This window comes from Agromyces badenianii (assembly GCF_003070885.1).
GTDB lineage: Bacteria > Actinomycetota > Actinomycetes > Actinomycetales > Microbacteriaceae > Agromyces > Agromyces badenianii.
This window is the reverse complement of the sequence record NZ_CP028913.1, coordinates 1169761-1190385: the sequence shown is the minus strand read 5'-3', so window position 1 is coordinate 1190385 and position 20625 is coordinate 1169761. Positions and strand designations below refer to the sequence as shown.

24 protein-coding genes are annotated in these 20625 nt (G+C 70.2%); 5 read left to right on the top strand and 19 right to left on the bottom strand.

Annotated features, from left to right (window positions below; all coding sequences use genetic code 11):
* Nucleotides 1-27: 27 nt before the first annotated feature.
* From recA to DCE93_RS05615, 16 genes are all read right to left on the bottom strand, one after another.
* Nucleotides 28-1095, bottom strand: a complete 1068-nt coding sequence (recA, locus tag DCE93_RS05695; protein WP_108595028.1) for a recombinase RecA — start codon at nt 1093-1095, stop codon at nt 28-30.
* Nucleotides 1096-1405: 310 nt separating this feature from the next.
* Complete coding sequence (locus DCE93_RS05690; protein WP_108595027.1) at nt 1406-1651, bottom strand: DUF3046 domain-containing protein; 246 nt, start codon at nt 1649-1651, stop codon at nt 1406-1408.
* 68 nt (nt 1652-1719) lie between these two features.
* Nucleotides 1720-2028 (bottom strand): helix-turn-helix domain-containing protein, encoded by a 309-nt coding sequence (locus DCE93_RS05685; RefSeq protein ID WP_022893434.1) that lies wholly within the window; start codon nt 2026-2028, stop codon nt 1720-1722.
* A 169-nt stretch (nt 2029-2197) separates the two neighbouring features.
* The gene (locus tag DCE93_RS05680; RefSeq protein ID WP_108595026.1) at nt 2198-2698 is read right to left on the bottom strand and encodes a CinA family protein; all 501 of its coding nucleotides are present in this window, start codon (nt 2696-2698) and stop codon (nt 2198-2200) included.
* Nucleotides 2699-2711: 13 nt separating this feature from the next.
* Nucleotides 2712-3314, bottom strand: coding sequence for a CDP-diacylglycerol--glycerol-3-phosphate 3-phosphatidyltransferase (gene pgsA / locus DCE93_RS05675; protein WP_108595025.1), 603 nt, complete (start codon nt 3312-3314; stop codon nt 2712-2714).
* Nucleotides 3315-3367: 53 nt separating this feature from the next.
* On the bottom strand, nt 3368-6265 hold the full coding sequence (locus DCE93_RS05670; RefSeq protein ID WP_108596617.1) for a DNA translocase FtsK: 2898 nt from the start codon (nt 6263-6265) through the stop codon (nt 3368-3370).
* A 74-nt stretch (nt 6266-6339) separates the two neighbouring features.
* Nucleotides 6340-6885 (bottom strand): GNAT family N-acetyltransferase, encoded by a 546-nt coding sequence (locus DCE93_RS05665; RefSeq protein WP_108595024.1) that lies wholly within the window; start codon nt 6883-6885, stop codon nt 6340-6342.
* 47 nt (nt 6886-6932) lie between these two features.
* Nucleotides 6933-8174 carry an ABC transporter permease gene (locus tag DCE93_RS05660; protein ID WP_108595023.1) on the bottom strand — a complete coding sequence of 414 codons (1242 nt, stop codon included), beginning with the start codon at nt 8172-8174 and terminating at the stop codon, nt 6933-6935.
* Complete coding sequence (locus DCE93_RS05655; RefSeq protein ID WP_108595022.1) at nt 8171-8917, bottom strand: ABC transporter ATP-binding protein; 747 nt, start codon at nt 8915-8917, stop codon at nt 8171-8173. The genes DCE93_RS05660 and DCE93_RS05655 overlap by 4 nt, the downstream gene beginning before the upstream one ends.
* On the bottom strand, nt 8914-10005 hold the full coding sequence (locus DCE93_RS14550) for an efflux RND transporter periplasmic adaptor subunit (protein ID WP_168186139.1): 1092 nt from the start codon (nt 10003-10005) through the stop codon (nt 8914-8916). The genes DCE93_RS05655 and DCE93_RS14550 overlap by 4 nt, the downstream gene beginning before the upstream one ends.
* A gap of 208 nt (nt 10006-10213) precedes the next feature.
* Nucleotides 10214-11890, bottom strand: a complete 1677-nt coding sequence (locus tag DCE93_RS05640) for a ribonuclease J (protein ID WP_108595019.1) — start codon at nt 11888-11890, stop codon at nt 10214-10216.
* An 87-nt stretch (nt 11891-11977) separates the two neighbouring features.
* Nucleotides 11978-12952, bottom strand: coding sequence for a 4-hydroxy-tetrahydrodipicolinate synthase (gene dapA, locus DCE93_RS05635; protein ID WP_108595018.1), 975 nt, complete (start codon nt 12950-12952; stop codon nt 11978-11980).
* A gap of 221 nt (nt 12953-13173) precedes the next feature.
* Nucleotides 13174-13914, bottom strand: coding sequence for an endonuclease domain-containing protein (locus tag DCE93_RS05630; protein ID WP_108595017.1), 741 nt, complete (start codon nt 13912-13914; stop codon nt 13174-13176).
* Nucleotides 13915-14070: a type IV toxin-antitoxin system AbiEi family antitoxin domain-containing protein gene (locus DCE93_RS14985; protein ID WP_420836974.1), complete on the bottom strand. Its 156-nt coding sequence runs from the start codon at nt 14068-14070 to the stop codon at nt 13915-13917.
* A gap of 305 nt (nt 14071-14375) precedes the next feature.
* Nucleotides 14376-14879 (bottom strand): dihydrofolate reductase, encoded by a 504-nt coding sequence (locus tag DCE93_RS05620; RefSeq protein WP_108596616.1) that lies wholly within the window; start codon nt 14877-14879, stop codon nt 14376-14378.
* Nucleotides 14880-14896: 17 nt separating this feature from the next.
* Nucleotides 14897-15706 carry a thymidylate synthase gene (locus tag DCE93_RS05615; RefSeq protein ID WP_108595015.1) on the bottom strand — a complete coding sequence of 270 codons (810 nt, stop codon included), beginning with the start codon at nt 15704-15706 and terminating at the stop codon, nt 14897-14899.
* 155 nt (nt 15707-15861) lie between these two features.
* Between DCE93_RS05615 and DCE93_RS05610 the strand changes: the two genes are divergently transcribed.
* The 4 genes from DCE93_RS05610 to DCE93_RS05595 are packed head-to-tail and all read left to right on the top strand — an operon-like array spanning nt 15862 to nt 18166.
* On the top strand, nt 15862-16296 hold the full coding sequence (locus DCE93_RS05610) for a TlpA family protein disulfide reductase (RefSeq protein WP_108595014.1): 435 nt from the start codon (nt 15862-15864) through the stop codon (nt 16294-16296).
* Nucleotides 16286-16777 carry a DUF4395 domain-containing protein gene (locus tag DCE93_RS05605; RefSeq protein ID WP_108595013.1) on the top strand — a complete coding sequence of 164 codons (492 nt, stop codon included), beginning with the start codon at nt 16286-16288 and terminating at the stop codon, nt 16775-16777. Before DCE93_RS05610 ends, DCE93_RS05605 begins: the two co-directional genes overlap by 11 nt.
* Nucleotides 16778-16831: 54 nt before the next feature.
* Nucleotides 16832-17257: an OsmC family peroxiredoxin gene (locus tag DCE93_RS05600; protein WP_108595012.1), complete on the top strand. Its 426-nt coding sequence runs from the start codon at nt 16832-16834 to the stop codon at nt 17255-17257.
* Between the two features lie 3 nt (nt 17258-17260).
* The gene (locus DCE93_RS05595) at nt 17261-18166 is read left to right on the top strand and encodes a TIGR01777 family oxidoreductase (protein ID WP_108595011.1); all 906 of its coding nucleotides are present in this window, start codon (nt 17261-17263) and stop codon (nt 18164-18166) included.
* A gap of 43 nt (nt 18167-18209) precedes the next feature.
* Here DCE93_RS05595 and DCE93_RS05590 read toward each other — a convergent pair whose 3' ends face one another.
* Together DCE93_RS05590 and dapB are read right to left on the bottom strand one after the other, a co-directional pair.
* Nucleotides 18210-18650 (bottom strand): hypothetical protein, encoded by a 441-nt coding sequence (locus DCE93_RS05590; protein WP_108595010.1) that lies wholly within the window; start codon nt 18648-18650, stop codon nt 18210-18212.
* The gene (gene dapB, locus DCE93_RS05585) at nt 18647-19399 is read right to left on the bottom strand and encodes a 4-hydroxy-tetrahydrodipicolinate reductase (RefSeq protein ID WP_108595009.1); all 753 of its coding nucleotides are present in this window, start codon (nt 19397-19399) and stop codon (nt 18647-18649) included. The genes DCE93_RS05590 and dapB overlap by 4 nt, the downstream gene beginning before the upstream one ends.
* A 96-nt stretch (nt 19400-19495) precedes the next feature.
* Between dapB and DCE93_RS05580 the strand changes: the two genes are divergently transcribed.
* Nucleotides 19496-19978: a GNAT family N-acetyltransferase gene (locus DCE93_RS05580; protein ID WP_108595008.1), complete on the top strand. Its 483-nt coding sequence runs from the start codon at nt 19496-19498 to the stop codon at nt 19976-19978.
* A 22-nt stretch (nt 19979-20000) separates the two neighbouring features.
* Here DCE93_RS05580 and DCE93_RS05575 read toward each other — a convergent pair whose 3' ends face one another.
* Entirely contained in the window at nt 20001-20603 is a 603-nt protein-coding gene (locus DCE93_RS05575) for a histidine phosphatase family protein (protein WP_108595007.1), read from the bottom strand.
* Between the last annotated feature and the right edge of the window lie 22 nt (nt 20604-20625).

Genomic DNA, 20625 nt, shown 5'->3' with positions numbered 1-20625 from the left:
GCCCCGGTCGTGTGCTTCGTCGATGCGTCAGGCGCCCTTGCGCCCGAGCTTCGGCTCGATGGATTCGACGTTCGACGGCGCGGCCGCCGCTCCTGCCGGCTGACCGATGCCGAGCTTGACCAAGATCTTCTGCTCGATATCGGCGGCGATGTCGGGGTTCTGCAGCAGGAAGTTCCGGGCGTTCTCTTTGCCCTGACCCAACTGGTCGCCGTCGTACGTGTACCACGCACCCGACTTCTTCACGATGGCCTGGTCGACGCCGTAGTCGATGAGGCTGCCCTCGCGCGAGATGCCGACACCGTAGAGGATGTCGAACTCGGCCTGCTTGAAGGGCGGCGCCATCTTGTTCTTCACGACCTTGACACGCGTGCGGTTGCCGACCGCGTCAGTGCCGTCTTTCAGCGTCTCGATGCGACGGATGTCGAGGCGCACCGATGCGTAGAACTTCAGCGCCTTGCCGCCGGCGGTCGTCTCGGGGCTGCCGAAGAACACGCCGATCTTCTCGCGCAGCTGATTGATGAAGATCATCGTGGTGTTCGTCTGACTGAGACCACCGGTGAGCTTGCGGAGCGCCTGCGACATGAGTCGGGCCTGCAGACCCACGTGCGAGTCGCCCATCTCGCCCTCGATCTCGGCGCGGGGCACGAGCGCCGCGACCGAGTCGATGACGATGAGGTCGATGGAGCCGGAGCGCACGAGCATGTCGGCGATCTCGAGCGCCTGCTCACCCGTGTCGGGCTGGGAGACGAGCAGCGCGTCGATGTCGACGCCGAGCTTCTTCGCGTACTCGGGGTCGAGCGCGTGCTCGGCGTCGATGAACGCGGCGATGCCGCCGTTGCGCTGCGCATTGGCGATGGCGTGGAGCGTCAGCGTCGTCTTGCCCGACGACTCGGGGCCGTAGATCTCGATGATGCGGCCGCGCGGGAGCCCGCCGATGCCGAGCGCGACGTCGAGGGCGATCGAGCCCGTGGGGATGACCTCGACGGGAGCGCGGTCTTCACTGCCGAGGCGCATGACCGAGCCCTTGCCGAACTGGCGGTCGATCTGCGCGAGGGCGGTCTCGAGTGACTTCTCGCGGTCTGCTGGTGATGCCATGGTGGGGCTCCTTCGATGCTCGATTGCTGCTGCCTCTAGGCTGTCGTTCCACGTTGCGGGCCGTGACCCGCTGCGTCTTGCGACAAGGCGGTTGCGGTGTGTTCCGACGCATCGACCGTATGACCGGCCACCGACATCCGACACCGAGATCGACGAGGATGTGGAGAGATGCGCTGTTGCTCCTGCTGTTGAGGAGCCTAGCGCAGGCTCCGAACGCATGTTCGAAGAAACACCAGCGTGTCGAACACGCTTTCGGACACGGGAGCGAGATCGAGAGCGCGAGCGGGAGCGCGAGCGGGAGCGCGGCCGACTACTCGTGCCGAGGCGGCCCGGACTCCCCCGGCACCGGGCGGCCGGCGCCGTGCCGGCGTTCCTCGGGGACATCCGTCGCCTCGCAGAGGGCCAGCCACACCTCTTGCGGCCGAACACCCGCCGCAAGCGCTTCGCGCGCCGTGCGCCCGCCGAGCGCCGAGAGCACGAGGTCGCCCACGACCACCCCGCCGTACCCGGCGCCGAACTCGGCGTCGACGGCGCGCTGGAACTCGCTCTGCTTCACGTGGCACCTCCCGGACAGACGATCGGCCGGTCCGAGGACCGGCCGATCGATGTTTCGTGTGTGGGTGGTCAGCGGACCATCATGTCGGCGTCGAACTCGGCCACGAGCTCGTCGGGCAGGCTGTCGGGCACCACCGAGAGACCCTCGAGCACTGCGATGCGATCGCCGACCTCGTGCATGATCACCGAGATGGGCGTGTCGAGTGCGTCGGCGACGGAGGCGAGAATCTCGGACGAGGCCTCTTTCTGGCCGCGTTCCACCTCACTGAGGTAACCGAGCGCCACGCTCGCCTTCGACGCGACCTGACGAAGGGTGCGCCCCTTCTGCAGGCGGAAGTCCCTCAGCACATCGCCGATCTCCTGTCGAACCAGGACCATCGGGAACCTCCTTCTCTCTGCCTGCGACTCCGCTGGAGCCGGAAACCGGAGCGTCAGTCTAGCCGACTCTCCGTGCTTCCAATCTAGCGTCGCACACTGGGGCTTTCGTGTGAACCTGCCACATGTAACAGGGTGTTCACGATGACTATTCCGCCCCCGGTGCAGAAGATCAGACGCTCGTGACGCGCGCGAGTGCCGCCTCGATCGCGGCCCGCACGGTCGCCGCACGAATCTCGGCCCTGGTGCCGTGCAGCGCGAGATCGAGGGACTCCACCTCGCCGCCGAACGCGATGCCCACGTGCACGGTGCCCGGCGGCCTGCCGTCTTGACCGGTGGGCCCGGCGACCCCGGTCGTCGCGATGCCGAGATCAGCGGCACGGTCGTCGATCGCGAGCACCCGCCGCACGCCGTCGGCCATCTGCCGGGCCACCTCGGGGTGCACGGCTCCCTCGCGCTTGAGCAGCTCCGCCGACACGCCGAGCACCGAGCGCTTCACCGCGGTGTCGTACGCCACGACACCGCCGTTGACGACGACGGATGCCCCGGGGACGCTCGTGAGCTCCGCCACGACGAGCCCGCCGGTCAGCGACTCGGCGACCGCGACTCGCAGGCCGCGAGCGGTGAGCTCGGCGATGAGCCGGGCGGCCGGGTCTTCGGTGGCACGGGACATCCGCTCGCCCGTCTCAGCTCGCGTCGCGTGACGTTCGTGCGAGTCGCACGGCATCGCGCACGTAGAGCAGGCCCGACCAGAGCGTGAGCACGACCGCCGCGGTCATCAGCACGCCGTTGACCCAGTACACCCAGTCGCCGAGGAACGTCCAGAGCGGCACGAGCGCGAACGAGATCGCGACCGACTGCACGACGGTCTTGAGCTTGCCGCCGGATGACGCGGGCACGACGTTGCCGCGGCGCAACTCCACGAGCCGCCACACGGTGATGCCGACCTCGCGCACGACGATGATCGCGGTCACCCACCATGGCAGCTCGCCGAGGATCGAGAGGCAGATCAGGGCCCCGCTCGTCAGCAGCTTGTCGGCGATCGGATCGAGGATCTTGCCGAGGTCGGTCACGAGGCCGCGCGACCGTGCGATGTGCCCGTCGATGCCGTCGGTGGCGATCGCGAGGATGAAGAGCACGGCCGCGGCCCAGCGCAGCCAGCCGTCGGCGCCCTCGTCGGCGAGCAGCATCCAGAAGAACACGGGCGCAGCCAGGATGCGCACGACCGTGATCGCGTTCGGAAGGTTCCAGTTCGCCGATCGCGCGGGAAGGCCGGCGGGGGAGGTCATGAGCCCAGACTATCGGGGTGGCGCACCGAGGGTCGTGCGCGTTCACCGCCTGTTCAGTCGCGCCCCGTGAGCCCCCATGCGTCTTCGTCGGCGTCGCCGTCGACCTCGGGGAGCCCCTCGCTCATGCGCGCGACAGGGTCGTCGTAGCGGGCATCGGGAGCATCGTAGGCCTCGGTCGCGGCGATGCCGTCGCCCAGCGGCCCGGCCTGCACGGAGGCCGGCGCCGGCGCGGCGCGCGGAGCCGGCGTACCGGCCGGTTCCTCGCCGCGGAGTCGCGCGAGCACACCGGGCAACTGCTCGGCGGTCACGAGCACGTCGCGCGCCTTCGACCCCTCGGACGGGCCGACGATCTCGCGGGACTCGAGCAGGTCCATGAGGCGGCCGGCCTTCGCGAAGCCGACGCGGAGCTTGCGCTGCAGCATCGACGTCGAGCCGAACTGGGTCGACACCACGAGCTCCGCCGCGGCGAGGAGCAGCTCGAGGTCGTCGCCGATGTCGGCGTCGATCTCTTTGCGCGGGGCGGATTCTGCGACATCCTGCCGGTACTCGGGCCGGGCCTGCCGGGTGACGTGCTTGACGACCCGCTCGATCTCGTCTTCGCTCACCCACGCGCCCTGCACGCGGAGCGGCTTCGAAGCGCCCATGGGCAGGAAGAGCGCATCGCCCTGGCCGATGAGCTTGTCGGCTCCGGGCTGGTCGAGGATGACCCGGGAGTCGGTGACGCTCGTCACCGCGAAGGCGAGACGGCTCGGCACATTGGCCTTGATGAGGCCCGTGACCACGTCGACGCTCGGGCGCTGCGTCGCGAGCACGAGGTGGATGCCCGAGGCGCGGGCGAGCTGCGTGATGCGCACGATCGAGTCTTCGACGTCGCGCGGGGCGACCATCATGAGATCGGCGAGCTCGTCGACCACGACGAGGAGGTACGGGTAGGGCTTGAGCTTGCGCTCCGAACCGGCGGGGAGCACGATCTCCTCGTTGACGACCGCCTTGTTGAAGTCGTCGATGTGCCGGAAGCCGAACGACGCCAGGTCGTCGTAGCGCATGTCCATCTCTTTCACGACCCACGAGAGCGCCTCAGCGGCCTTCTTGGGGTTCGTGATGATGGGCGTGATGAGGTGCGGCACGCCAGCGTACGGGGCAAGTTCGACGCGCTTCGGGTCGATGAGCACCATGCGCACGTCTGAGGGCTTCGCCCGCATCAGGAGCGAGGTGATCATCGAGTTCACGAAGCTCGACTTGCCGGAGCCCGTCGAACCGGCGACGAGGAGGTGCGGCATCTTCGCGAGGTTCGCGACGACGTACCCGCCGCCGACGTCTTTGCCGACGCCGATGGTCATCGGATGATTCGCATTCGCGGCGTTGCCCGAGCGCAGCACGTCGCCGAGCGTGACGATCTCACGATCGGCGTTCGGGATCTCGATGCCGATCGCGCTCTTGCCGGGAATGGGCGAGAGGATGCGCACCTCGTTGGAGGCCACGGCATAGGCGAGGTTCTTCGAGAGGGCGGTGACGCGCTCGACCTTGACGCCCGGGCCGAGCTCGATCTCGTACTGCGTGACGGTCGGGCCGCGCGAGAATCCGGTGACCTTCGCGTCGACCGAGAACTGGTCGAGCACGCCCGTGATCTGCCGAACGACGTCGTCGTTGGCCTGCGATCGGGTCTTCGCCGGCGCCCCGGCCGCGAGCGTCGAGGCGGCGGGCAGATGGTAGGGGCGATCAGGCTCGGATGCCGCCTCGGCTTCGAGGTCGGGAGCCGTCGCATTCGCGGACGCCGGCCCGGCGCCACCGTCGTCGGCGCCGTCAAATACCGCGAGCACGTTCGTGGCACCGGCGTCGTCACCGCGCAGCCCGGTGCCACCGCGCGGCACGTCGCCGGTGAAGTGCTTGAGGGCCGATTCGGCGCGCTCGAGATCGCCGAGCACCTCGGTGTTGTACGTGCTCGGCCCGGCCACTCCCTCGAGGGGCGTCTCGAAGCTGCCCGCGGCAGAGCCTGCACCGAAGACCTCGGTGAGCCCGTCGACGCCGGGCGCCTCGAAGCCCGGGTCCTCTTCACGATTGGAGTCATTGCGTCGCCACCACGGCACCAGGCCCCCGCGGGCGGGCTCGTCGTCGCCGTCGGCGCCGAGCGCGTCGATGCCGTCGAGTTCGGTCTGCTCGGACTTCTTGCGATCGCGCTTCGAGGGCTTCGGCCCGACCTCGGTCACGGGCTCGTCGTGCGTCGCGCCGAAGAGCCACTCGTAGAGCTCACGGAAACGAGCCGGGATGCGGTTCGGCGGCGTCTTGGTGATGATCAGCAGGGCCAGGAGCAGCAGCACGACCACGACGGCCGTCGCGCCGGCCTGCGTGATGAGCACGGTGAGCGGCGCAGCCACCATCCAGCCGAGGATGCCGCCGGCCCTCGCGAGCACGGCCATGCCCTCGCGCGGCTCGGGAAGTCCGCCGAAGAGGTGGCAGAGCGCCGAGACGGTCAGCAGGAGGAGTCCGAGGCCGATGCCGATGCGCGTGTTGTCGTGCACCGAGCTCGGGTGCCGGAAGAGCCAGACAGCGAAGAGCAGCATGACGACGGGCAGCGCGAACGCGACCCGGCCGAAGAGGCCGCCGAACGTCCACGAGTCGAGTGTCTGGGCGATCGGCTCGTTGATCAAGAACCATTCGACGACCGCGCCGACGATGGCGAGCACGACGATGAAGAAGGGCAGGCCGTCGCGTCGCTCTTCTTTCGAGAGCGTCTCGGGCCCGAGCGCACGCGCGGCGCCGCCGGTCAGGTGCGCGAGACCCATCCAGGCACGCACGAGGAGATTCGGCCCCTCGGGCGCAGCAGGCGCCTTCTTCGACGCGGCGGCACGGGTGCTCGCAGCGGGCAGCTTCTTCGTGGGCGCGGTGCGTGAACTCGAAGCACGCGAGGGCGTGCCCGAGGCACGTCCGTTCGACCTGGTGCTCGTAGCCATGCCCATAAGGCTACGGCCGCGCGCCCACACCCGGTGACAGCTGAGCGCGAGTGTTCGCGATCCGTGAGGTTCGGTTACCTCAGCGATCGCACCATCGTGTCGCGCCCGGGGGCGCGACCGGCAGCACCACCGGCACCGGCAGAGGCAGCGGCACCGGCACCGGCACCGGCACCGACGATCGAGAAGCCCTCCGAGCGATACAGGGCCTCGGCGAAGTTGCCGTGCTCGACGCTGAGGGTCAGCCGCGCGAATCCGGCCGAGCGTGCAGTATCGGCGAGCGACCGGATGAGTGCGCGCCCGACGCCCTGGGCCCGCCAGAGCGGCCGCACGCCGATGATGAGCTCGGGCACGCCCACCGCGACGAAGCCGTGAGCCGCCGCATCGGAGGCGAACAACCGGTACCAGGCGGCGCCGACGGGCCTCCCGCCGTCATCGATCGCCACCACGCCACGATCGGCGGGGCGCTGCCAGCCGGCGATATAGCCGCGATAGACCGGGTCTGCGAGCACCGTCGGCCTCGGCCGGGTGCCGCCCGACCGCCAGTTCGCAGCCTCGACCACCATCTCAGCGAGAAACGAGCCGTCGTTCGGGATGGCCGGCCGCACCGTGAATGCCGCCATGCGCGGAGGTTACCTGCACGATGTTACGGCGATGTTTCGCGCTGCCCTCAGAACCTGATCGCGTCGATGACCTTCACGCGCACCGCGCCGAGGGCCGGCAGCAGGCCCGCGAGCGCCCCGACCGCGACCGCCGCCCCGATGCCGATCAACGCGGCCTCGACCGGGAACCCAGGCATGTCCTGCACCTCGGCGCCTCCGAGCGCCATGCCCATGAGCGGGCTTCGCACGAGGGCGATCGCCACCCCGACACCGACGACGCCGGCGACGAAGGTGCCCACCACGGTCTCCATGAGCACCGAGAAGAACACCCGCCCCGCCGTGGCGCCGAACGACCGCCGGATGCCGATCTCACGGATGCGTCCCCGCACCGTCACGAGGGCGATCGTGAGCAGTCCGAGGGCGCCGAGCAGCAGGATGACGACCGCGACCCCGACGACCATGAGCTTGATCGGGAGGAACGGATCGCCTTCCATCGCGCCGTAATCGCTGCGCCATCCGTCGACCGCGGCCCCCTCGCCGAGTTCCGCCTGGAACGCCCGCTTCATCGATTCGGTGAGTTCATCGACCGACCCGTCGGGGATCCACATCTCGAACGACGTCGAGGGCCCGCCCATCATGGGATCGGGGGTCGCGGTCTGCAGCGGCAGATAGGAGTCGGTCAGCATGAACGCCGTCGGCTCGGTGTCCCACTCGCCCTGCGCCGGGGTGACGCCCGTGACGACCCCGATGGTCGCCCCCCGGCCGATCAGCTCCACGGTGGGATGCGTGGCGAGCTCAGGATTGCCGAGCCGCGTCCAGAACGCCTCATTGACGATGAGCGCAGGAGCCATTCGATCGGCATCGCGTTCGGTGAACCAGGCACCCTCCGCGAGTCGGACACGGTGCATCAGGCCGAAGTCGGGGTCAACGATCTGCATCGACACGGGAACGGCGCCGTCGGCGAACTGCACGGTCAGGCTTCCGTACCCGACCCGGCTCGCATATTCGATGCCGTGCCGGTCGAGCGCGGTGCGCCACGCGGTGTCGGCCGTTCGGGCATCGAGAGCCCCATCGGCGGAGCTCGCGTTCAGCGTCACCGTGGCCGGGCGCCCGCCCGAACGCTCCGACATCTCGCGGCCCGCCTGCTCGGCGATGGCGCCGGCGCCGACGACGGTCGTGAGCGCGCAGACGGCGACCGCGACGCCGATCAGCGAGAGCAGCACGCGGCCTCGGTGGATGCGGAGCTCTTCGAGGGCTTCGACGATGGTGCTCACGATGCCGGTCGCCGTACCGGACAGCCAGCGCCTCATGCGGCGGCCTCTGCCGGGTCGATGCCGACGGCGCCCTCGTCGGCGCTGGCCTCGGCCGCGGCATCCGCTGCCTCGAGCCTGCCGCCCCGCAGCAGGAAGTGGCGGCTCGACCGCGCCGCGATCGCGGGATCGTGCGTGATCGTCACGAGCGCCGCGCCCGTCTCGGCCGCCACCGCCTCGATGAGCGCCATCACCTCGGCGCCGGTCTCGAGGTCGAGTGCGCCCGTCGGTTCGTCGGCGAGGATGAGGCGCGGCTTGCGCACGAGCGCGCGAGCGATCGCCACGCGCTGCTGCTCGCCGCCCGAGAGTCGCTCGGGCTTCGTCGTGAGCCGCTCCCCCAACCCGACGCGCTCGAGCATGTCACGGGCGATGCGCTCGCGCCGCCAGAACTCCATTCCCCCGGAGTAGAGCAGCGGCGTCTGCACGTTCTCGAGCGCGGTGCGGCCCGGCAGCAGGTTGAATTGCTGGAAGACGAACCCCACCTCGCGGCCGCGCAGTCGATCGCGGGCGCCGCTGCCGATGCGGCGCACGTCGTGGCCGAGGAAGGCGAGCGCGCCCTCGGTCGGGGCGTCGAGGAGGCCGAGGAGATTCAGGAGGGTCGACTTGCCCGAACCGGAGCGGCCGACGATCGAGACCCGGTCGCCCTCGGCGACGGTGAGGTCGACGCCCGAGAGGATCGTGAGCGGACGCCCGTCGGGCAGCTCCACCGTGCGGCCGACGCCGCGTGCTTCGACGAGCGTCATTCGGTCAGGGTTCCGCACATCATCGCGCCGTCGGGCGACTGCACGCACCCCTCCGCGCCGGCCTCGCCGGGTGCGCCCGGCACGAACTGCAGCACCTGGTCGCCCTCGGCGACACCTTCGACGACCTCGACCTGGGTGCCGTCGCTGAGTCCCAGGCGCACCGGCTGCTCGGTGCGCTCGCCGTCGGGCGTCACGCGCCAGACGACGCCCGTCTCCGCGCCGCCCTCGACGGCCGTGATCGGCACCACGAGCACGTCGTCGGCACTGCCCGCCGAGATCTTCACCTGAGCTGAGAGCCCGGGGAAGACGCGCACGTCGCCGGGCACCGCGCAACGCACGGTCGTGCCACCGGCTGCCTCGGCACCCGCACCGCCCGCACCACCCGCACCGCCCGCACCGCCGGCGCCTCCCGCACCGGCCCCCGCGCCGTTCGAACTGCCGGCTCCCGACAGCGGCGTCGAGATCACGAGGCCGCCGCACGTGAACGGGGCCGGACCGCCGGCGATCGTCACGAGCGCCTCGGTCGGCGCGCTCGTCAATCGGTACTGCTGCTCGGGGCTGAGCGTCGCCGTGACGTTGAAGCTCGGCGGAGCCACCTGGCCCGTGACATCGCCCGTCGCCACCGGCTGGCCGGCGATGACGTCGAGCGAGGAGAGCACCCCCGCCGACGGCGCCAGCACCTTCTCGAAGTGGAACGAGGGCTTCGGCGTGGTCATCATCGGGATGCCGTCGGGCCCGACCGACTCGACCGGCTCCACCTGGTCTTCGACCTTGATGTCGTAGAGCTTCTGCCCGGCGGCGACCTGCTGCCCCGCGGACACGAAGACCTCGTCGACCGTACCGGTGCCGGTCGCCTTGACAGGTGCCGAGGCATCCGGGGTGACCGTGCCCGTGAGCACCACGTCGTTCGCGATCGATCCGCGAGCCACCGGCACCTGCGGCTCGGTCACCGTGCCCGTCGGCGAGAGCGACTCGGCGTCGGCCTCGGCACGATCGGGGAAGAACGCGAGTTTCGCGAGTGCGATCGCGATCACCGCCACCAGCACGATTCGAATGGTCGGGAAGATCCACTTGCGCCAGACGCCCACTGCACTCCTTCGTCGGGTCGCCCGGCTGTCAGGCCGCCGGGCATCTCCCCAACCCTATGGAGTGCGCACGGCATGCGGCATCGTACTCAGGGAGGATTCGGGGTCATCCCCGATGGCTGTCGTCCGGCCGGAGCCGGAATGCGGAACGGCCCGTCGGATGACGGGCCGTTCCGCGATGGCATCGAGCGTGATGCGCGAGCTCGCCTGGCTATGCCTCGATGACGAGCGGCACGAGCATCGGACGACGACGCAGGCGCCGGTTCACCCAGCCGCCGAGCACCCGGCGCACGATCTGCGAGAGCGCGTGCGAATCGCGCACGCCGTTCTGCGCCGCCTCGGCGAGGGCCTCGGCGATCTTCGGCTTGACGTCGTCGAACACCGACGCGTCTTCGGCGAAGCCGCGCGCGTGGATCTCGGGCCCGGTGATGACCCGGCCCGTCGACGCGTCGACGACGACGATGATCGAGATGAAGCCCTCTTCGGCGAGGATGCGGCGGTCTTTCAGGTCGGCGTCGGTGATCTCGCCGACGGTCGACCCGTCGACGTAGACGAACCCGAGGTCGAGCTGTCCGACGACGCGGAGCCGGCCGTCGCGCAGGTCGTAGACCGATCCGTTCTCGCCGATGAAGGTGTTCTTCGCGGGGATGCCGGTGTCTTGCGCGAGCTTCGCGTTCGCGAAGAGGTGGCGGTATTCGCCGTGGATCGGCAGCACGTTCTTCGGCTTCAGGATGTTGTAGCAGTAGAGCAGCTCGCCGGCCGCCGCGTGACCCGAGACGTGCACCTTCGCGTTCGCCTTGTGCACGACGTTCGCGCCGAGCTTCGTGAGGCCGTCGATCACCCGGTAGACCGCGTTCTCGTTGCCGGGGATCAGGCTCGACGCGAGGATGACCGTGTCGCCCTCGCCGATCTCGATCTGGTGGTCGCGATTGGCCATGCGCGAGAGCACGGCCATCGGCTCGCCCTGCGATCCCGTCGACATGTAGACGATCTGGTCGTCGGGGATGTTGCCGGCCTTCTTGTAGTCGATCAGCACACCCTCGGGCACATTCAGGTAGCCGAGGTCGGCTGCGATCGTCATGTTGCGAACCATGCTCCGGCCGAGGAGGGCGACCCGGCGGTGGTTCGCCCACGCGGCGTCGAGCACCTGCTGCACGCGGTGCACGTGGCTCGAGAAGCTCGCGACGATGACCCGGCGGGGCGCACGGTTGATGACCTCGTCGAGCACGGGACCGATCGAGCGCTCGAGCGGGGTGAAGCCCGGGACATCCGCGTTCGTGGAATCGACCATGAACACGTCGACGCCCTCTTCGCCGAGCCGCGCGAACTCGCGCAGGTCGGTGAGGCGGCCGTCGAGCGGCAGCTGGTCCATCTTGAAGTCGCCGGTCGCGAGCACGGTGCCGGCATCGGTCTTGATCGCCACGGCGAGCGCGTCGGGGATCGAGTGGTTGACCGCGATGAACTCGAGCCGGAACGGGCCGATCTGCTCGTGCTGGCCCTCTTTGACCGTGAGGCTGTAGGGCTGGATGCGGTGCTCCTTGAGCTTCGCCTCCACGAGCGCGAGCGTGAGCTGCGAACCCAGCAGGGGGATGTCGCCGCGCAGTTTCAGCAGGTAGGGCACCGCGCCGATGTGGTCTTCGTGACCGTGCGTGAGCACGACGCCGACCACATCGTCGAGGCGCTCCTTGAGGAAGCCGAAGTCGGGCAGGATCAGGTCGACGCCGGGCTGGTGCTCTTCGGGGAACAGCACGCCGCAGTCGACGATGAGGATCTTGCCGTCGATCTCGTAGCTGGTCATGTTGCGGCCGACCTCCCCCAGGCCGCCGATGGGGATGATGCGGAGCGTTCCGGCTTCGAGCGGAGCAGGATCGATGACGACGTCGGGCATGTGCCCTCCTTCTGTTGCGGTGTTCAGTTCGGTGCGGCCATTCAGGGCCGCGGATGTCTCGGGGGCGCGTGGTTCGTTCGCACGCGCCTAGCGCGTGGTGCCCGCGACCTTCGGCAACGCACCACCGGCGGCGGCGTTGCGGTCGGGACGGAATCTGTGGAAGTCGACGCCCGGAATGCCCTGCACGTGGTCGATCTCGTCTTCGATGAGCGCGGCCTCCCACTCCTCGGGTCCGACGAGGGGCAGCCGCACGCGGGGGCTCCCGATGCGGCCGAGTCCGTGCAGGATGTACTTCGCCGCGACCGTGCCGGGAACGTGGGTCATGACGGCGCGCACGAGCGGCTCGAGCTGCTGGTGCGCGGCGGTCGCCGTCGCGAGGTCGCCGGCGTTGACGGCGTCGATCATCTGGCGGTACGGCGCCGGCGCGATGTTCGCGGTGACGCCGATGAGGCCCGAGGCGCCGATCGCGAGGTGCGGAAGCACGTTCGCATCGTCGCCCGAGAAGTACATGAGGTCGGTCTGGTTCAGCACCCGGCTCACCTCGGAGAAATCGCCCTTGGCGTCTTTCACGGCGAGGATGTTCGGGTGCTTGGCGAGCCGCAGGATCGTCTCGTACTTGATCGGCACGCCCGTGCGGCCGGGGATGTCGTAGACGATGACCGGCAGGTCGGTGGCGTCGGCCACGAGCCGGAAGTGCGTGAGGATGCCCGCCTGCGTGGGCTTGTTGTAGTACGGCGTGACGATCATGATGCCGTCGGCGCCGGCCTGCTCGCTGTGCTTGTACAGCTCGATGGCGTGCGCGGTCTCGTTCGAGCCGCCGCCCGTGATGATCTTCGCGCGGCCCGCCGCCACGTCTTTGCCGACCTCGACGAGACGGATCTTCTCGGGGTCGGTGAGCGTGGACGTCTCGCCCGTCGTGCCGGTGACGACGATGCCGTCGGCGCCCGCCGAGATGACGTCGTCGATATGCTTCTCGACTCCAGGCCAATCGACCTCGCCGTCCGCCGTCATCGGCGTGACGAGCGCGACGAGCACCTGTCCGAAGGGATTCTCAGAAGTCACGCCCTCCAGCGTAACGGTTCGACCCGGCGACGATGGTCACCACGGCCGCCGCCTCGCGCCGGCCTCCGCCTCCACCACTCAAACTCTCCTGCGGATATACGATCCGGCACGCCGCTCACAGCACGGAATCATCAGGGTGTCGGATCGTATATCCGCGCTACTGCAGCGCAGACGGCACGGGTCGCTGCCGTGCGGTTGCCGCGACTGGCTTCAGCTCGGCCTCAGACTGCCCCTGCCCCTGCCGCCTCGCGGACGCCTTCGGCCCAGCTGTCGAGATGCAACCCCCGACGGCACTTCTCGAGGATCGCTGCTTCGACCAGGGGCCAGTCGTGCACGACGAGGGCGTAGTCGAACCGAAGGGTGTCGAATCCGAGACCGGCAGCCGCTGCGTCACGCACCCGGTCCTTGTGGCGACTCTCACCGCCCTCATGTCCCGGACGACCGTCGACCTCGATGATCAGACGGTCGCCGAGAACGAAGTCGACGCGACCGACCCCGACGATCTCGACCTGCGCCGCGAGTGCGATCCCGAGTCGGTGCATTCGCACTTTCATCAGAGATTCGAGCCCGCTCTCCGACTCGGCACCGGCCAGCTCGACGAGCCAGGATCTGGACTCGGCGATGCGCGACTTCAACCGGGACAGCTCTGCTCGCGTCAGCCGCCGCAGCCGGAGGGCGGACTCGAGCGCGGCGAAGAAGGCATCCTCACCGAGGCAGAGCAGCAACTGCGCGAGAGCATCGACGAGGCAGACTCGGCCCGCCGAGACATCCGCCTCGCCCCAATGACTCACGCACGTGCAGCCGCCGTGAGGAGACACATGGCCATGCGGCTGGAGCGCCACATGCACGTGGTCGTCGAGCGGGAGCACCCACAGCCCGGCCTCGCGTACCACCGAGGCACAGCCGAGAACACCACCGTGGGCGACCGCGATGCGGAGTTCGTCGGGCGAATCGCTCGCCACTTAGACACCGCGACGTGCGCGTTCGATCGTGCCGGAACGCAGCGCATGCGCGATCGCTGCCCGCCCGATGCCGTGCGCCGCGAGCTCACGGGCGCTGGCCAGCCCTCCGAGAAGAGCGCAGACGGAGTGGACCGTTCTCGGGGAAATCGTCGCCATCGGGCGAGCATGCCGTCGTGCGGATGACACGGGCACGTCGCGTGCAGGATCGGTGTCCGAGTCGACGGACAGCGCCATGTGGAGGACGGGTCCGTTCGGCTGGCTCAACCCCTTTCCGAGGCCGTTCCTGCGGATATGCGATCTGCCACGCCGGGACATCGTGGGCACCTGCGGCGCGGCGGATCGTATATCCGCAGGAACGACATGGGCGTCGCGCGTCCGGCGCCGGAGCGCCCGGGCGCGCCGATGATCAGGGGTAGGCGCCACGGGTCAGGGGTAGGCGCCACGGGTCAGGGGGGCAGGCGTCAGGGCCGCTCGTAGCGGCGGAACTGGTAGCCGACACCCTCGCGCGAGACCTTCGCTCCGGCCTCGTCGGTGTCGACCAGCCGCCAACTCAGGTCGATCGACGGGGCGTAGGCGTCACCGGGGATGTCGAGGTCGAGTTCGGTGACCTCGAGACGGTCTGCGCGATCGATGAGCCTGGCGTAGAGCTCGCCGCCGCCGATGCCCCAGATCCATTCGGGGTCGGATGCCGCGGCCAACGCCAGCGCGTCGTCGATCGAGCCGGCGCGGATCGCCCCCTCGTCCGCCCACTCCTCGTTGCGGGTGACGACGATGTTCGCGCGGCCCGGCAGCGGACGGAACCGCTCGGGCAGCGAGTCCCAGGTCTTGCGGCCCATCACGACGGGGCTGCCGAGGGTCACGGCCTTGAAATGGGCGAGGTCTTCGGGCAGGTGCCAGGGCATCACGCCGCCGGCCCCGATGACCCCGTGATGGGCTTCGGCCCAGATGAGGCCCAGCTGGGGCACCGCGGCATCCGCTTCGCTCATACGGCGACGGCCGCGCGGATCGGCGGGTGGTGCTGGTAGCCCTCGACGACGATGTCGTCGTACTCATAGTCGAACACCGACTCGGGCGTGCGCGCGAGGCGCAGGGTCGGGGCGGGATACGGGTCGCGTTCGAGCTGCAGTCGCACCTGGTCGACGTGATTGTCGTAGATGTGGCAGTCGCCGCCGGTCCAGACGAAGTCGCCGACCTCGAGTCCGGTCTGCGCCGCGATCATGTGCGTGAGCAGCGCATAGGAGGCGATGTTGAACGGCACGCCGAGGAAGAGGTCGGCGCTGCGCTGGTAGAGCTGGCACGACAGCTTGCCGTCGACGACGTAGAACTGGAAGAGCGCATGGCACGGCGCGAGCGCCATGTCGGGGATGTCGGCGGGGTTCCACGCGGAGACGATGAGGCGGCGCGAGTCGGGGTTCGTGCGGATCTGCTCGACGACCTCGCTGATCTGGTCGATCGTCTCGCCCGACGGCGTCGGCCATGAGCGCCACTGCACGCCGTAGACCGGGCCCAGTTCGCCCGCCGCGTCGGCCCATTCGTCCCAGATGGTGACGCCGTGTTCGCGCAGCCAGCCGACGTTCGACGAGCCCTGCAGGAACCAGAGCAGCTCGTAGGCGATCGACTTGAAGTGCACGCGCTTCGTCGTGATGAGCGGGAAGCCCTGCGAGAGGTCGAAGCGCAGCTGCCGCCCGAACACGCTGCGCGTGCCGGTGCCCGTGCGATCGGTCTTGACCGCACCGTGCTCGAGCACGTCGCGAAGCAGGTCTTCGTACGGAGTGGGAATCGTCTCGGCCATCGCGTCAAGGCTAACGCGAGCCGGCGACATGGCGGCGGAAGCCCTTCAGTGCGAATCGGCGCGTCGGCCGACTTCGCGGGCGAGCGGATGCCCCGGCCCTGTCATCAGTGGTCACACTCCCCTGCCCGTGGCGAGCGCTGCGTACGCTCGACGCCATGGACTGGATCACCGCACTCGCGACGGGCGCCGCGCTGCTGCTCGGCGCGACGGCGATCGGTCTGCTCTGGCGCGCTCGGCAGGGCGTCGCCCGACGCGGTTCCGGCGACCTGGTGCGGCCCGACGAGCTCGGCGTCGCCGCGTTCGGCGAGCGGGCCACCCTCGTGCAGTTCTCGACCGAGTTCTGCGCCCGCTGCCCCGCGACCGGGCGCCTGCTCACGCGACTCGCGCACGAGCACGACGGGGCGACCCACGTCGAGGTCGACCTCACGCACCGACCCGACCTCGCCGGCCGCTTCCACGTGACCGAGACGCCGACGACGCTCGTGCTCGACGGCGAGGGTGCGATCCGCGCCCGCATCGCGGGCCTGCCCCGTGCCGCGGCCGTGCGGCAGCGGCTCGACGACCTTCTGAGGAGTTCCAGTGTCATCTGATCACGCACCGGTCACCGCCGGCCCCGCGGCATCCGCCCGGCAGGGCATCGACCCCCGTGGCCCGCGCTTCGGCGCCGCCATCACGGCGACGCTGCTCCTCCTCGTCGTGGTGCTCGCGGTCGCCGGCGTCACCCCGGCGGCGTTCTGGCTGCTCGTCGCCATCACCCTGCTCTTCGCCTGGGGTGCGATCGCCGGCATCCGGCGCCACCCGTTCGGCCTGCTCTTCGCGAAGCTCGTGCGCCCGCGGCTCGCGCCGCCCGCCGAACTCGAGGACCCCCGGCCGCCGACCTTCGCACAGGGGGTCGGTTTCGCGGTCGCCTTCGCGGGCGTGATCCTCGCACTCCTCGGCGTGAGCGCCGCGGTGCCGATCGCCGCGGCGATCGCCTTCCTCGCCGCATTCCTCAACGCCGTCTTCGGCTTCTGCCTCGGTTGCCAGATCTACCTGCTGCTCGCGCGCGCTCGGATCCTCCCCGGAACCTGACCGTGCGCGCCGCTCGCCGATAGGCTGGGATTCCGGCTCGACGAGGAGGACCACATGGCAGTCACGAGCGAAGCGACCACAGTCTGGAAGGGCACGCTGTTCGAGGGATCGGGCGACGTCGCCCTCGATTCCTCCGGCCTCGCCACGTTCCCCGTCAACTGGAAGGCGCGCGCCGAGGGTGCGGCCGGCACGACGAATCCCGAGGAGCTGCTCGCTGCAGCGCACTCCTCGTGCTTCTCGATGGCCCTCTCGCTCGCCCTCGCACAGGCGGGCACCCCGGCGGAGAGCATCCAGACGACGGCCGCGGTCACGTTCGAGGCCGGCAAGGGCGTGCTCGGCAGCCACCTGCTCGTGAGTGCACGGGTGCCGGGCCTCTCGGAAGAGCAGTTCGAGGCGCTCGCCGATGACGCGAAGAAGAACTGCCCGATCTCGCAGGCGCTCACCGGCATCCCGATCACGATCGAAGCCGAACTCGCCTGACCCATGCGGGTTCTCCTCGCCGGCGCCTCCGGATTCATCGGCACCGCGCTCGTCGCTGCACTGACCACCGACGGGCACGAGGTCGTGCGTCTCGTGCGCCGCCGCGCACAGGGTGCCGACGAGGCGGCGTGGTCGCCGGCGGCCGGCATCATCGACTTCACCGTCATGGACCGCGTCGACGCGGTCGTCAATCTCTCGGGCGCCTCGCTCGCCCGCCTGCCGTGGACGAGGTCGTACCGCGGCGAGATCCTCGATTCCCGCATCACGGCCACGCGCACGCTCTGCGATGCGATGCGCAAGGCCCGCCGGCCGCCCGCCGTGTTCCTGAACGCCTCAGCGGTCGGCTACTACGGCGACCGGCCCGGCGAACTCCTCACCGAGTACTCGAGCGCGGGCAGCGGCTTTCTCGCCGACGTCGTGAGCCGGTGGGAGGCGGCCGCGCAGCTCGCGCCCGAAGAGACGCGCACGGTCGTCTTCCGCACGGGCGTCGTGGTGGGCCATGGCGGCGCGCTGAAGCGCGTCGGCACCCTCACCCGGCTGGGAGTCTCGGGCCGGCTCGGCACCGGCGGTCAGCACTGGCCGTGGATCGCACTCGACGACGAGGTCGGCGCGCTCGTGCACCTGCTCGACTCGCACCTGACGGGGCCGGTCAACATCGCGGGCCCGACGCCGGCGACGGCCGATCGGGTGATGACGGGGATGGCCGAGCGGATGCACCGGCCCTACACCTTCGCCGTGCCCGAGCGCATGCTCGAGGCCGCCCTCGGTCGTGCGGCCGACGAGCTGCTGCTGGCGAGCCAGAAGGTGCGGCCGCAGCGACTCATCGACGACGGCTACCGGTTCAAGCACCCCACGGTGGAGTCGGCCCTCGACGCGATGCTGAGCGCCCCGCCGACCGCCGTTCGCTAGCGCCCCTTCGAACGGCACCGCTCGAACGGCACCGCCCGAGCGATCAGCGCTTCGCGCGCTCCAGTTCGATCGCCCGCCGCACGGCCTGGCGGGCGCTCCGCCGGTCTCCGGCGGCGTCGCAGGCGAGGCCCAGACGCAGGGCGGCCCGCCAGGAGTCGGGCTCGGCCGAGGCCGCGTCACGGAACCCGTCGAGGGCGGCGACCGCGGCAGCTCGCTCGGGGCGCCCGCTCGGCATGAGCGGCAACTGCAGATCGAGTCCGCCCTCGGCGTCGAGCCGCCGCACGAGCTCCTGGGAGCGGATGCCGAAGGACAGCTCGCGCCACAGCGCCCAGAGCGCGATGAGCGGCAGCACGAGCAACGCGATTCCCATGGCGATCGCGATCGGTTCACCCGTCGCCATGAACTGCACTGCGCGCCAGCCCACGAGGGCGAGGTAGAGCACGAGGAGCGCGGCCATGATGAGCGCGCCGAGCCTGGTGGTCATCGGGCCGTGCCGGGCAGGCCGGGATCGAGCAGCGAGTCGAGTCCGACGGTGACGCCGGATGCCGCGGGGGCGCTGCGCAGCGCCAGCAGGATGCCGGCCTCGTAGGAGCTCGACGAGAGCGTGGAGTGCGTGATCGTGAGGGTCTCGCCGTCGCCGCCGAAGACGACCCGCTGCTCGGCCGCGATGCCGGCCAGGCGCAGGCTGTGCACGGGCACGCCGCTCACGAGCTGCCCGCGGGCACGCTGGTCGGCATGCGGCGCGGCGACCGGGCCGCTCTCGCCCCTGGCGTCGCCGATGAGCTCGGCCGTGCGAACGGCGGTGCCCGACGGCGAGTCGACCTTGCCGGCATGGTGCGCCTCGACGATCTCGATCGAGTCGAAGTACGGTGCGGCGAGCGCCGCGAAGGCGCTGCCCAGCACGCTGCCGATCGAGAAGTTGGGGATGAAGAGCACCGGGCCGGCATCGGCGTGCCCGCGCACGAAGGCGGAGATGTCGGAGATGCGGTCGCTCGACCAGCCCGAGGTGCCCACGACGATCGGGATGCCGGCACCGGCGGCGAACTCGACGATCTGTGCGCTCGCACCGGGATGCGTGACATCGAGCGCGACGTCGGCGCCGAGCATGAGGTCGAGACTCGATCGCGAGTCGAGTGCGGCGTGGAGCTCGAGGTCGTCGGCCTCCTCGATCAGTCGAACCGCCAGCTGCCCCATCTTGCCCGTGGCTCCGGCCACGGCGACCCGTATCGTCACGGCTTCACCCTAGCAAGCGCGACGCCGGGCGACGGATGCCTCTGCCGGGCGCCGGCACCGCGGCATCCGCTGCAGGGCCCGTCATAGTGTGGATGCATGCTGCGCTTCCGAGACGCCTCAGTGACCGACGCCGACGCGCACGCGCTGCTCGGCGACTACTTCGCCGAGCGCGCCGCCGGGTTCCCGGCAGCGCAGGGCGCCTACCGCCCGACGTGGCCGGCAGCCGAGCAGTTCACGCCGCCGGCCGGCGTCTTCGTGGTCGCGGTCGATGCGTCCGGTGCAGCGGTCGGATGCGGCGGCGTGCGACGCATCCCGCCACGAGACGGCAGTGGCGAGGTGCGCTTCGAGGTGAAGCACCTCTGGCTCGCACCCGCGGCACGAGGAGCCGGCGAGGGACGCAGGCTGCTCGGCGAGCTCGAGCGGCGAGCAGCGGCCTTCGGCGCGCGCGAGGTCGTGCTCGACACGAACGCGAGTCTCGAGGCGGCCGGCGGCCTCTACCGCTCGAGCGGCTACGCAGAGATCGATCCGTACAACGACAACCCGAACGCGACGCACTGGTTCGGCAAGCACCTGGACTGACCTGCGGCGCCGACCGGACGCGTCAGATCGCGTAGGGCTCGGGCAGCCCCGTGCGCAGCTCGGGCGGCAGGTGGGCGATGTCGTTGTGCGTCACGAGGCTCCACGGCCGGCCGGGCTTCTGCGTGAGCACGGTGAGCGCGCAGTTGGCCTGGTTGATCGAGACCCATCGCCAGTCGGGCGCCCCGAGCACCTCGCGCACGAACCATCCGATGACGAAGTTGTGCGTGATGAGCAGCTCGTGCCGGTCTTCGCGGTGCGAGCGGAGGAACTCCGCAGCGGCGTCCTCCATCTGCGCACTGCCCGCCTCGATCTCGGCCTCGGTCACCGAGCCGAAGAAGGCGTCGTACGTCTTCGGAGTCTCAGGCGCGGGGCCCGACGGGATGCAGTCGAAGAGCAGGGGCGAGGGCTCGGGGCGGAGCGCCGGCATCTTCGCCGCGATGATCTTCGCCGTCTCCTCGGCCCGCTGCAACGGCGAATGCCACGCGTGATCGAAGGGCACCCCGCCGAGGCGTTCGGCGAGGAGCTCGGCCTGCCGACGTCCGCGCGGTGACAGCGGTCCGTCGGGCAGGCCGTGCTCGGCGTCGAGCTGCTCGCCGTGCCGGACGAGGTAGAGATGGTGGGCCACGGGTATCGGTTCCTCTGGGTGC